The sequence below is a fragment of the Peptidiphaga gingivicola genome, from assembly GCF_001652275.1.
In the GTDB taxonomy this organism is placed as follows: Bacteria; Actinomycetota; Actinomycetes; order Actinomycetales; family Actinomycetaceae; genus Peptidiphaga; species Peptidiphaga gingivicola.
On record NZ_LVZK01000003.1, the window covers coordinates 159,972 to 172,342 of the forward strand.

A 12,371-nucleotide genomic window follows, 5' to 3' on the forward strand; every position below is an offset into this window, starting at 1 on the left:
CGCGTAACCGGGCGACTGAAGTCGTCAGTTTGAGTCGCCAACGCGTCGCAGGACAAGACAAATGACTTGTCCGGAGACGCAAGAACGGCTCGCAGCCTGTGCGCTGAGACGGCGACTGAAAGTTCAAGATTATCGCTGTGGTTTCAACACAAGGATTACCGATACAGGCCGCAGCCACACCCTTCACCACAGCCAAACCTAGATTATCCACTCGAATACTTGGAGAAACCATGACAAAGAAGGCCTTCGTCACACTCCGCGTCCTCATCGTCGCTTTCACCCTGTTCGTCCTCGGCTGGCTTTTCTTCAGCAGACCATCAATTAACCCTGGTCTTAGCGACTTTAAGTGTCAGCCAGTTGCATGGAACTATCTCGGAACGCCTTACGGAATGTACGGCTTCTTTGACATCGAGGATGGCGACATGATGGACGAATTTGCCGCTAAATACACTATTGACAATGAGAAAGACAGAGCGGAAGCTCGTCTTAATGTCACCGCCGCGTGCAATCTTGCACGTGAGGACCGCAGGCTCTACATGATCCTGCTGACTGTCGTCGCCGCCACGGCCTTCGTCACCCTGCCCAAACCGAAGAAAAAACAGACAGCATCCAAAGAAAAGGAACCGGCATCCAAAGAGCACGGCGAGGACGAAAACGAGGAAAACTGACCACGAGCCCAATACCGGCCGGGTGGGGCCAGCCCACCCGGCAAAGCGCCTCCGCCTCGGCTTTCAAGCGCAGCGTAGACGCATTGAGTCGCCAACGCGTCGCAGGACAACAAATGACCTGTCCGGAGACGCAAGAACGACTCGCAGCCTGTGCGCTGAGACGGCGACTGAAAGTTCAAGATTATCGCTGTGGTTTCAACACAAGGATTACCGATACAGGCCGCAGCCGCACCCTTCACCACAGCCAAACCTATATTACCCACTCGAATACTTGGAGAAACCATGACAAAGAAAACATTCGTCACAATCCGCGTCCTCATCGTCGCTTTCACCCTGTTCATTCTCGGCTGGCTTTTCTTCAGCAGGCCGTCGATAGTCGTCAGTCTGAGCGACGTGGATTGTGAACCCGTAGGGTGGACGGTTTTAGGGACCCCCTACGACATATACGGTTTCTTTGACCTAGAAGACTCCAATGAAATGGACAGAGTCGCTTCTGAGAACGGCGTTGACGGCAAAGCCGACAGAGCGACAGTCCGCACTAACGTCAACGAAGGATGCAATCTCGCGCGAGACAATCAGAAGCTCTACATGATCCTGCTGACCGTCGTCGCCGCCACGGCCTTCGTCACCCTGCCCAAACCGAAGCAAAAGCAGACAGCCTCGAAAGAGGAAGAGACAACACCCAAAGAAATAGAGCCAGCGTCCAAAGGGCTCGCTGACGAAGAAAACGAGGAGAACTGACTAGACCGGATGGGCTCGCAACCGAGCTCATCCGGCAACCCTTCCGCCGTTCGAGCCGCTTCCTTTCAGCCACTGCGTGCCGACAAGCGACGAATACACGGATAAAGCAGCATGGGTCATAGGGCTGATAAAACGGAAAAGCACTCAAACGGACGAGAGACTAGCGCAGCGCCGCCGACACGAGCCCAGAGCAGGACCCAAGGCCAAAACCGACGCAAGGCTAGAAGGCCGCAGGCCAAGGCAGCGCCGTCACCTCAGGCAGTTGCGGCCCAGCAGCACGCGAAGGTCGGAGAAAAGGCCCGCACCGGGCTGGACGTAGTACTTTCTGTCCACTTGGACCACGCTCGTCGCGTGCGGCCTGTGGATATGCATGCGAACCGGCGCGCTTCCCGGATAGCTCGAGAGGACGCGGGCCAAGGACGCCATCTGCTCCGCCGTGCACATACGCTCGGGCATCTGCAGCTCGACCGGCGAATCAGGAAGAAGATCCCCCGAGGGCAGCGTCATCTCCTGGGCCGAAAGCTGGACCGTCCCGTCGCGATCCTGCACCCGCACCTTGACGACGGCCACGGTGTCCGGCGTAAGCATCGTCGAAACCGTCTGATACGTGGCAGGGAAAAAGTTGATCTCCGCGCTGCCCGTCAGGTCCTCCAAGATGATCGTCGCCCATAGCTTGCCGTTCTTCTTCGACACCCTCGGCTGCACGGACGTGATCAGCCCCGCGAGGCTGACAAAGCCCTCCTGGATGCTCTCCTCGTTCATGAGCCTGACGATCGTCGTGTCGGCGGCGCGATCGAGAACGTGCTCCATTCCCGAAAGGGGGTGGTCCGAAACGTAAAGCCCCAGCATGTCACGCTCGTGGTCAAGCTTCACCTTCTTGTCCCACTCCGGGATGTCGGGCACAACGACGTCGACGCCCGCGCCGAGATCGACGTCGGCCCCTCCGAAGAGATCGAACTGCCCGGCCGCTTCGTTCTTCTTCAGCGAGACGACGGAGTCGACCGCCTCTTCGACCTTTGCCAGAAGAGCCTTGCGCGAATACCCCATGGAATCGAATGCCCCCGCCTTGACGAGGCACTCAATGGCGCGCTTGTTGCACACCTGGAGGGGAACCTTGTCGAGGAAATCCTGGAACGACGTGAAAGCGCCCTTCTTGCGCCGGGCGCCGAGGATCCCCTCGACGACGTTCGCGCCCACGTTGCGCACCGCGGACAGGCCGAAGCGGACCTGCTCGCCGACAGCGGAGAAGTCGGAGTCAGAATCATTGACGTCGGGAACGAGCACCGTGATGCCCATGCGTCGGCATTCGCCGAGGTAGAGGGCGAGCTTGTCCTTGTTGTCCTTCTTCGACGTCAAAAGCGCGGCCATGAACTCGACCGGGTAGTTGGCCTTGAGGAAGGCCGTCCAGTACGAAATGACGCCGTAGCAGGCCGAGTGCGATTTGTTGAAAGCGTACTGGGCGAAGGGAACGAGGATCTCCCACAGTCTGTCGACGCATTCTTTCGAGTATCCGTTGGCGAGCATTCCGGCGGAAAATCCCTCGAACTGCTTTTGCAGCACGTCGAGCTTCTTTTTGCCCATGGCTTTGCGCAGCGTGTCGGCCTGGCCCATTGTGAAGCCCGCGCACACCCGCGCGATTTGCATGACCTGCTCTTGGTAGACGATCAGGCCGTAGGTCGGCGCCAGAATCTCGCGCAGCGGTTCCTCGAGTTCGGGGTGGATCGGGGCGATCTCTTGGAGTCCGTTTTTGCGCAGGGCGTAGCTCGTGTGTGAGTTCATCCCCATGGGACCGGGCCGATACAGCGCGGAGACCGCGGAGATGTCCTCGAACTCCGTGGGCCGCATCTGTTTGAGCAGAGCCCGCATGCCCGAGCCGTCGAGCTGGAAGACGCCGAGGGTGTCCGCCCGCTGGAGAAGCTCAAAGGTGGGCTGGTCGTCCAGCTCGATCTCCTCGATCGCCACCCGCTCCTTGCCGTTGTAGACGATGTTGTCGAGAGCGTCCTCGATCGTCGTCAGATTCGACAGTCCGAGGAAGTCCATCTTCAGCACGCCCAGTTCCTCGCACAGAGGATATTCGAACTGGGTGATCGTGGCGCCGTCGGACGGGCGTTTCATGATCGGGATGACATCCATGAGCGGCTCGGAGCACATGAGCACGGCGCAGGCGTGCACGCCCCACTGGCGCGTGAGGCCGGCCAGACCCTGGGCCAGTTCGAAGACCTTGGAGGCGTCCTGGTCGCCCGCCACGAGCTGGCGGAAATCCCCCGCCTCGACGAACCTCTCGGCTTTTTCGTTGTGGATGTCGGCGAGCGCGATGTCCTTCCCCTGGACTGTCGGGGGGAGGGCCTTCGTCATCCGCTCCCCCATTTCGAACGGATAGCCGAGCACCCGCGCCGAATCCTTGAGCGCCTGCTTGGTTTTGATCGTTCCGAAAGTCACCACCTGGGAGACCTTCTCAGCCCCGTACTTCTTCTCGACGTACTCGATGACCTCCCCTCGCCTGCGCTCGTCGAAATCGACGTCGATGTCGGGCATCGAAACCCGTTCGGGATTGAGGAACCTCTCGAAAAGCAGGCCGTGGCGAATCGGGTCGAGCTCCGTGATCTGCAGGGCGTAGGCCACCATCGACCCGGCGCCGGAGCCGCGTCCGGGCCCCACTCTTATCCCGTTGCGCTTGGCCCACAGGATGTAGTCGGAGACGACGAGGAAGTACCCGGGGAAGCCCATCTGCAAGATGACGCTCACTTCGTAGTCGGCGCGCTCGCGCACGTCGGCCGGAATCTTTTCGCCGAAGCGCACGTGCAGGCCGCGGTCGACCTCCTTGACGAACCACGAGGTGAGATCCTCGCCTTCGGGGACTGGAAAGACCGGCATGTAGTTCGCGCCCTCGTCGGCCGTGGTGAAGGAGACGTTGCAGCGCTCGGCGACGAGCAGGGTGTTCTCGCATGCCCCGGGAAGGTCGCCGAAGAGTTCGTGCATTTCCTCGGAGGAGCGCAGGTGGTAGCCCGTGCCGTCGAAGGTGAAGCGGTCCGGGTCCTGGAGCGTCGAACCGGAGTTGATGCACAGCATCGCGTCCTGGATGGGCGCGTCACCCGCCTTGACGTAATGCGAGTCGTTCGTCGCGATCAGCGGGGCGTCGATCTTTCGGGCAAGGTCGAGAAGCTCGTTGCGCACGCGCTTTTCGATGGAGTTGTCGTGGTCCATGACCTCGACGTAGTAGTTCTCCTTGCCGAACAGGTCCTGCATGCGCCCGGCGGCCTCGTAGGCTTCGTCGAACTGTCCGAGGCGCAGCCGCGTTTGAACTTCGCCGGAGGGGCATCCTGCCGTGGCGATGAGCCCCTCGTGGTACGTCTCCAGAAGGTCCATGTCCATCCGCGGCCACTTGCCCATCTGGCCTTCGAGCGAGGCGCGCGAATCCATGCGGAAAAGGTTGTGAAGCCCCTTGTTGTTGTAGGCCAGAAGCGTCAAGTGCGTGTAGGCGCCGCGCGCGGAGACGTCGTCGGCCCTCTGGCCCTCCTCGCCCCAGAGCACCCGGTCCGAGCCGAAACGGGAGGTTCCCGGCGTCATGTACGCTTCGACGCCGATGATCGGCTTGACCCCCTGGGCCTTGCACTCTTTGTAAAACTCGTAGGCCCCGAAGCAGTACCCGTGGTCCGTGATCGCCACGGCCTTCTGGTTCTGGGCCTTGGCCTGGGCCACGAGCTTCTTGATCTTCGCGGCCCCGTCGAGCATCGAGTATTCGGTGTGGACATGCAGATGCGCGAAGTCTTTGGCCATGGGCCCAGTCTACGCGGAGCGTCAGTCACTCGCCTCAGGACGCAGCCGCCTTCGCCGAGAGAAAAGAAACGGCGGCCGAACGCGCTTGCAACAAAAGAGGCTCTCTAGGCGGAATCCGCCGTCCGAAGGTTCCTGCGGCAAGGCGCCCGGCGGCGGGCTTTCTCAGCGGAAGACGCCCTCGCGCATCGCTTCGAGCGAGTTTTGCAAATCCTCCGGGTACGGAGCGGCGAAGGCGACCCACTCCCCGGACGTCGGATGTTCGAATCCCAGGCGGACGGCGTGGAGCCATTGCCGCGTGAGGCCGAGTCTCGCCGAGAGCGTCGGATCTGCTCCGTACATGTCGTCGCCGACGCATGGATGCGACATCGCCGACATATGGACCCGAATCTGATGCGTCCGGCCCGTCTCCAGACGGACCTCCAGCAAGCTTGCGCCGGCCATCGCCTCGAGTGCCTCGTAGTGGGTGACGCTCGGGCGCCCGTCGGCGCGCACGGCCATTTTCCACTGGCGCCGATTGTCGCGGCCGATGGGCGCTTCGATCGTTCCCGACATCGGGTCGGGATGGCCCTGCACCAGCGCGTGGTAAACCTTCTCGACGGCCCGGTCTCGAAAGGCGCGTTTGAGCGCCGAGTAGGCGGCTTCCGATTTTGCGACCACCATGCAGCCGGTCGTTCCAACGTCCAGCCTGTGGACGATGCCCTTCCTCTCCTGGGGGCCATGTGTGGTGAGTTTCACACCTTCGGCCATGAGGGTTCCGAGCACGTCCGGTCCCTCGAAGTTGAGCGAGGGATGGGCCGCCATGCCCGCCGGCTTGTCGACGACGACGACGTCCTCGTCCTCGTAGAGCCTGACGATTCCCTCTGCCGAAGGGCGCGGTTCGAGCGACGGCGGGTCTGGGACGAGGATCTCCAAGACTGCGCCCGAGGGGACCCGGTCGGATTTGGAGGCGACCGCCCCGTCTATCCATGCCTCGCCCTTCTGAACCGCCGCGGCGCACACGCTCCGGGAAAGGCCGGTCATCCGAGAAAGGACGGAGTCGATCCTGTCTCCGGACAGCCCGTCGGGGACCGGGTAAAAACGCCTTTCAGGCATGGCCGAGCTCGCCCGGACGAGCTGAGAGCTCGGTGTTTTTGCCCGGTTCGACAGGCTTTTCGGCGTCGGAAATCGCGCCTTCGTCCACTCCGCCCGGGCTCAGGCGCGCCGCTGCGCCGCCACAGCCTCCGGCCGCGACCGCGACGCGGTCACCCACGCCGGCATCCCTCGCCGCGCCGCCGTCCGTGCGCCTCGCCTCCGCAGCGCCGTCGGATTGGCCTTCGCGGCCCTCTCCGCCATCGGCCTCGCCGACCTGTTCGTTTCCACGCCCTGACTCCCCGTCGAAAGGAACGGAGAGCCAGGTGAGAACGACGATGACGACGATCCCGAGAACGAGTGCGACATCCGCCACGTTTCCGATGAACCAACGCCCGTAGGCGATGAAATCGACGACGTGGCCGCGGCCGACGCCCGGCTGCCTGAAGAGCCTGTCGACGAGATTGCCAGCTGCGCCGCCCCATACGACCCCCAGCGTGATCGTCCAAAGGAGCGACGACGTGCGTCTGATCCACAGGGGAAGAGCGAGGACCACCACCGCCGCGACGACGGTGAAGACCCACGTCGAACCGGTAAGAAAGGAGAAAGCCGCTCCGGGGTTGAAGTGCAGCTCAAAGCCCAAAAGGTCGCCGAAAAGGCGACGGCGCGCGCCGTCGCCCAACGATGAGAGAGCCCATTGCTTGGTCGCCTGGTCGATGGCGACAGTGAGAAGGCCGACGACGATTGCCCACATCGTCAGCCGGCCCGCTTTGTGTGCCGTGCTCATTCGATATGTCCTACGCCGAACGGCGGCAGCCGCGGGCTGCCGCCGTTCGCCCGCTCAGGCTCAGCGTTGATCCGACGAGGGCGTGGAACCCGATTCGACGTCGGCCAAGAGCGACTCGAGGTAGCTCTTGAGGCGAGTGCGGTAATCCCGCTCGAAGTCTCGAAGCTCCGAAATCTTGCGCTCGAGAAGCCCGCGCTCCTGCTCCAGCTGGGTGAGCGTGCGGTTGTGCTGCTCCTCCGCTTCGGCAATGATCCGCTGGCTCTCGGCATTGGCCTCGGCGAGGATGCGATCGGCCTCGGCCTTTCCATCGCTGATGTACTTGTCATGCAGCTGTTGGGCCAGGGCGAGCATGCCTGCGACGGCGTTGGTGTCGCCGCCTCCAGCTGCGCCACCTCCAACCGGCGCGAAGGAGGCCGTGGTCGCCGCAGAGAACGGGGCCTCGCCACGCCCAGTGGCAGCGCCGGAGTTCTCCAGCTCGGCGATCCGAGCTTGAGCCTTCTTCAGCTCGTTTTCCAGCTCGGCCTTCTGGGCGGTGAGCTGGGCGATTGTTTCGGCAACTTCGTCGAGGAAGAAGTCGACCTGGTCAAGGTCGTATCCCTCCTCGATTGAGCTCGGTGCCTTGAAGCGTGCATTCAGGACATCGGATTCAGTCAGCAGCGCCATGTGTGTATTCACCTCTGTGTTTTGGTACGTATTCCTCAGCGGGCAAAAACGCCGCCTACAGGGATACGTTACCTGAAATGGTGCCAATGTTCACCGTGTGAATGGTGCTGCATCCCTGCAAGCCTTTTCCGCGAGCGAAACCTCAACGGACCAATCCGCGAGATTACACGCAAAAGTCGATATTTGCCGACGAAGCGGAGTAGGGAATCCCTCCCAAAATTCTCAAAGCGAAGACGATGGCGGCGAGCGCTGAGCCAGCATTCCCAAGCCGAGTCGAGGTTCGCCGTTCGAACGTCGTTCCTCCCCGGGGCGCCATCGATTCCGCGTGCGCGCTCAACGACGCAGCCGGGCAGCGAGCTCGAAGAGAGGCCAGCATCAACGCCCCACGCCGCCCGAGCTCGAGTCGATGTTCACTCTGCGCGAAGCGTCGGGCGAAGCTGGCAGAGACAGGCCGCCCCGGCGCGTTCGGTCAGGCTCGAAGCGACGGACGCAACACGAACCGTTGAACGCGCGGTGCGCTCTGCTTCGGCCAAAGCACACCGAGTGAATTGCTGCAACGCGCGCCGCGCTTGGGGACGCCTCTCGGCCGTGCAAAAGGGCTTTCAGTTGCACGACAGCCGCCCGGGCGACTGCGCAGGCGGCTGTTCCGGGGCGGACCCTAGGAGGCTAAACAAACTGCTGGAGCAGCCTTCCGAGAATCCCAAGGCCCAAAATGACGATGAGAAACGCCATGTCGAAGGCCACGGGCCCCAGCCGCAGGGGCGGAACGTACTTGCCGATAAAGCGCAAAGGGGGATCCGTGGCCTTGTAGACGACATTGACGGCGACGAGGGCGAAGCCAGTTGGGTTCCAGTCCCGCAGGATCATCGACACGATGTCGATGACGACCCTCGCAAGAAGGAGGACCATGTAGAACTGGATGAAAAGAAGAAGTATGCCGATGGCGATTTTCATCAGAAAGCAGGGGCGCCGCCCGCGGCGGCGTGCTCGTCCATCGTCACAGTGTGAGGAGTCATGAGGAGGACGTCTTCAGAAACCTTGTTGAGCTGGCCTTCGAGGCCGAAGCACAGGCCGAGTGCAAAGTCGACGATTCGCTTTCGCGACTCGGTGTCGGTCTCCGTCAGGTTGAGGATGACGGGAAGGCCGGAGCGATACTGTTCAGCGAAAGCTCGGACCTCGGAAAAAGAGGTCGGGTGCACCGTCACGATGCGTGCAAGCTGAGGAACCGACGGAACCGAACGAATGGGCGAGACGTCGGCGTCGAGGCGCTCCTCGTCGTCGTACTCCTCGTACCCGTCCTCGTATTCGTCGTACTCGTCGCTCAGCGTCGACCTGTCAACGAAGCGTTGGAACATTCCCATGCCGATATCTCTTTCACTCGCGGGGCGTACTCCATCCAACGTATTGCAGATCGCGGCGTTTGACGGCGATTTAGAAAGGCGTGTCGCGCCTTACCTGAACGAGGCCGACGAACCTTCCGCTTGCCCTTTTCGCCGCCATCTCGCGGCGATGGGAGTAATATCGGGCGTCTTCCATCGTGCAAATTTCCGACCGGACGACGTCGTCGACCTCGGCCTTTCGCAGCTGCAGCTCGAGCGCCTCGGGGATGTCGATCGCCGGCGTGCCCCAAGAGGTTCTCGAATAGCTCCCGGGCGCGAGGCTCTCCGCCTCATCCCGCATGTCCGCGGGAACTTCGTAGCACCGTCCGCAAATCGACGGACCGACGTATGCGCGGATCCCTTGGGCTCCCCTCTCGCGCATCGTCTCGAGGGCCACGGAGGCGATGCCCGCAAAGAGGCCGGAGCGGCCGACGTGGACCGCCGCGGCTATGGGCGCGTTGGAGGCGGCGAGGAGGAGGGGGACGCAGTCTGCCACCATGACGGCGGCGGAGCAGGGATGCAGGGAGGCGTCGACGACGAGGCCGTCGGTGTCCGCAAAGGTCCGCCCGGGGGTGCCGGACGTCAGAACCTGCGAGTCGACCACCTCGACGTTGGCGCCGTGGACCTGGTCCATCCACGTGATGAATCCGACCTCGCTCGTCAGGCTCAGCCTGTTGCGTGCAACGGCCGAAGGGTCGTCTCCGACGTGCAAGCCCAGGTTGAGGCCCTCATAGGCCCCCTCGGAGGTCCCTCCCCGACGCGACGTGAAACCGGCCCGGATTCGGCCGCCGGGAACGGCCGAATCGAGCACCCACTCGACGAGAGACACGTGAGCTTACTGATCTTCGAAGAGGAACGCTGGAATATCCAGGTCGCGGCTGGAGCGCGTCGTGGGCTCCTCGACGACCGGAGGGATCGACCGGGCGGGGGCCGGCGACGTCTTGGCGACGGGCTCGGCCACAGGATGGCTCGGCGTCGCGATGTGGTGCTGGCCGGTGCTCACCGGCTGAATGGCCGGCTCTTCGGCGCGGTGCGAGGGAACAGGGTCTTCGAACGTGCGCGAGCGCGTCGGCGGTGCCTGCGCAGGGCGCGAGGCGGACGTGAACTGTTCGTCTTCCGGCTCGTCGAATCCCGCGGCTATGACTGTTACGCGCACGACGTCGCCGAGCGAATCGTCGATGATGTGGCCGAAGATGATGTTCGCGCTGGGGTCCGCGGCTTCCTGGACAAGCTTGGAGGCCTGGTTCATCTCCTGGAGAGAGAAGTTCTCGCCGGATTGGAACGACAAAAGCACGCCGTGCGCGCCGTCGATGCTGGCTTCGAGAAGCGGCGAGGAGATCGCCGCCTCCGCGGCGCGCATCGCCCTGTCGTCGCCCGTGGCCTCGCCGATGCCCATGAGCGCGGTTCCCGCGTCCTTCATGATCGCCTTGACATCCGCGAAGTCGAGGTTGACCAGCCCCGGGATGGTGATGAGGTCGGAGATTCCCTTCACGCCGTTGCGCAGAACCTCGTCTGCGAGATGGTACGCCTCGAGGACCGTGAGATTGTCGTCGGCGATCTCCAAAAGACGGTCGTTGGGGATGACGATGAGGGTGTCGACGGCCTTGCGCAGCTCGGCCAGGCCGGCCGTCGCGTTGTTCGCCCGCTGGCGCCCCTCGAACTCGAACGGCCGCGTGACGACGCCCACCGTCAAGGCGCCGATGGATCGGGCGATCTCGGCGACGACGGGGGCCGCCCCCGTTCCCGTTCCGCCGCCTTCTCCTGCGGTGACGAAGACCATGTCGGCGTCTTCGAGGGCCGCGCTGATGACCTCGCCGTTCTCCTCGGCGGCCCTCCGGCCTACCGCCGGATCGGCGCCCGCGCCCAGGCCGCGGGAAACCTCCCTGCCGATGTCGAGCTTGGTCTCGGCCTCGGACTTGACGAGGGACTGGCCGTCGGTGTTGATTGCAATGAACTCGACGCCTGCAAGTCCATCCTGAATCATGCGATCAACGGCGTTCACACCGCCGCCGCCCACACCGATGACTTTGATGTTCGCGCCGTTGTTGAGAGTGGGCATCGCTCTCTTCCTTTCAGACTTCAACTCGTACTTGAAGTTTTCTCCGTTCACCTTCGCGGACAAGGTAGAGGGCCGTGTTCGGCCGTTCAACCTCCGCGCGGGGCGTGTCGCGTATTCCAGAGTCGAATATACGTGAGAAACGGACCGATGTGCAGAGCAACCCGCCCAGTTCGCCAGGCGCAAGAATTCGCCTAGTTCTCGGTGACCGGGGCATGCGGGGCGGAAACGTCGTAGCGCTTCGCCTTCTGAGAGAGCAGCCCCTTGAGCACCCTGGCCTTCACCGCGGATTCCTCGGCGCCTCCCCAGTTCACAGTAGCCCCGTCCGAGAGGGTGAAGGCGACCTGCCCCGCGCGCGTGACCTGCACAGAGGCCACCTGCCTGCGCGTACCCTCGTCGAGGGCGCCAAGCACGGCGCCCATGATCGACGTCGCCCGCGGCGCGTCGCCGTCGGCGAGCTTGAGCTTCGGGAGCGAGGACGTCTGGCTCTTGGGGACGTCCAAGCGCACGCCGTCCTCGTCTATGGCCGTGCACGAGGCCTTCTCCACCATGCAGGCGACGGGTTTTCGCAGCGTGACGGCGACGGTTACCCCGCCCGGAAAGTTTCGCGTGACTTTGGCCCGCTTGACCATCGGGAGGCTCTTGCGAACTTTCGATTCGACCTCGCCCGTGTTCAGGCGAACGAGCGGCGTTCCAACGTACTCGGCGACGGCGGCCTTCACGTCGCCGTCGGCGACCCCGGCGGCCCCCGCACCGCGAACCGCGACCCCGCCCGATCGCAGGGCGAGCAGCGGGCTGAAGAAGACGACCCAGGCGAGTATGACGACGGCGGCCCCGGCGATCGAGGCGCGCACAATTCTGCGCTTGCGGACGCGGCGGCGCTCGGCCAAGCGTTCGCGGCGACGCTCCGTCATGTCTACGGGGTCCGACTCGCGCCTTGACGCCGCGCGCCAGCCCCGCGGGGGACCTCCCTCGACGATCTCGGCGACGACGGCCTGTCCGCGACGGTCTCGGTTCTCCGAAGCGAGGTTTGGCTCTCCGCGGCGCCCCGCGCCCGCGAGGCCGGTCGCCCTGCGCGGACCGAGGCCCGCGACGCCGGAAACGGCGGCCTGCTCGCCTGTGCGGGCTTCTGAGGGACTCGACGGGCTGAGGGAGGAAGCGGCCTCGGGCCTCTCTCGACGGGACTCCTCTTCCGGCCGACGGGCGCCCTCCTCCACTCGCCTTCTGGGCCG

At 63.5% G+C, this 12,371-nt stretch carries 11 protein-coding genes; 2 read left to right on the forward strand and 9 right to left on the reverse strand.

Annotated elements, in window-relative coordinates; translation table 11 throughout:
* The first annotated feature begins 230 nt into the window (after positions 1–230).
* Together A4H34_RS09260 and A4H34_RS09265 are read left to right on the forward strand one after the other, a co-directional pair.
* Positions 231–668 carry a hypothetical protein gene (locus A4H34_RS09260; protein ID WP_064231903.1) on the forward strand — a complete coding sequence of 146 codons (438 nt, stop codon included), beginning with the start codon at positions 231–233 and terminating at the stop codon, positions 666–668.
* 282 nt (positions 669–950) lie between these two features.
* Positions 951–1,409 carry a hypothetical protein gene (locus tag A4H34_RS09265; RefSeq protein ID WP_064231904.1) on the forward strand — a complete coding sequence of 153 codons (459 nt, stop codon included), beginning with the start codon at positions 951–953 and terminating at the stop codon, positions 1,407–1,409.
* A 249-nt stretch (positions 1,410–1,658) separates the two neighbouring features.
* Here the strand turns inward: A4H34_RS09265 and dnaE are convergent, their stop codons facing one another.
* From dnaE to A4H34_RS09310, 9 genes are all read right to left on the reverse strand, one after another.
* Positions 1,659–5,186: a DNA polymerase III subunit alpha gene (dnaE, locus tag A4H34_RS09270; RefSeq protein WP_064231905.1), complete on the reverse strand. Its 3,528-nt coding sequence runs from the start codon at positions 5,184–5,186 to the stop codon at positions 1,659–1,661.
* A 162-nt stretch (positions 5,187–5,348) separates the two neighbouring features.
* Complete coding sequence (locus tag A4H34_RS09275; RefSeq protein WP_009199774.1) at positions 5,349–6,278, reverse strand: RluA family pseudouridine synthase; 930 nt, start codon at positions 6,276–6,278, stop codon at positions 5,349–5,351.
* Positions 6,271–7,041, reverse strand: a complete 771-nt coding sequence (gene lspA, locus A4H34_RS09280) for a signal peptidase II (RefSeq protein WP_231871021.1) — start codon at positions 7,039–7,041, stop codon at positions 6,271–6,273. The genes A4H34_RS09275 and lspA overlap by 8 nt, the downstream gene beginning before the upstream one ends.
* A gap of 60 nt (positions 7,042–7,101) precedes the next feature.
* Entirely contained in the window at positions 7,102–7,704 is a 603-nt protein-coding gene (locus tag A4H34_RS09285; protein ID WP_009199776.1) for a DivIVA domain-containing protein, read from the reverse strand.
* A 666-nt stretch (positions 7,705–8,370) separates the two neighbouring features.
* A complete protein-coding gene (locus A4H34_RS09290; protein ID WP_009199778.1) occupies positions 8,371–8,658 on the reverse strand; it encodes a YggT family protein in 288 nt (95 codons plus the stop codon).
* Complete coding sequence (locus A4H34_RS09295) at positions 8,658–9,065, reverse strand: cell division protein SepF (RefSeq protein ID WP_009199779.1); 408 nt, start codon at positions 9,063–9,065, stop codon at positions 8,658–8,660. Before A4H34_RS09295 ends, A4H34_RS09290 begins: the two co-directional genes overlap by 1 nt.
* A gap of 70 nt (positions 9,066–9,135) precedes the next feature.
* Positions 9,136–9,912, reverse strand: a complete 777-nt coding sequence (locus A4H34_RS09300) for a polyphenol oxidase family protein (RefSeq protein ID WP_082903186.1) — start codon at positions 9,910–9,912, stop codon at positions 9,136–9,138.
* 6 nt (positions 9,913–9,918) lie between these two features.
* Positions 9,919–11,142 (reverse strand): cell division protein FtsZ, encoded by a 1,224-nt coding sequence (ftsZ, locus tag A4H34_RS09305; RefSeq protein WP_064231907.1) that lies wholly within the window; start codon positions 11,140–11,142, stop codon positions 9,919–9,921.
* Between the two features lie 191 nt (positions 11,143–11,333).
* Positions 11,334–12,356, reverse strand: a complete 1,023-nt coding sequence (locus A4H34_RS09310; RefSeq protein ID WP_009199783.1) for a cell division protein FtsQ/DivIB — start codon at positions 12,354–12,356, stop codon at positions 11,334–11,336.
* Positions 12,357–12,371 lie beyond the last annotated feature (15 nt).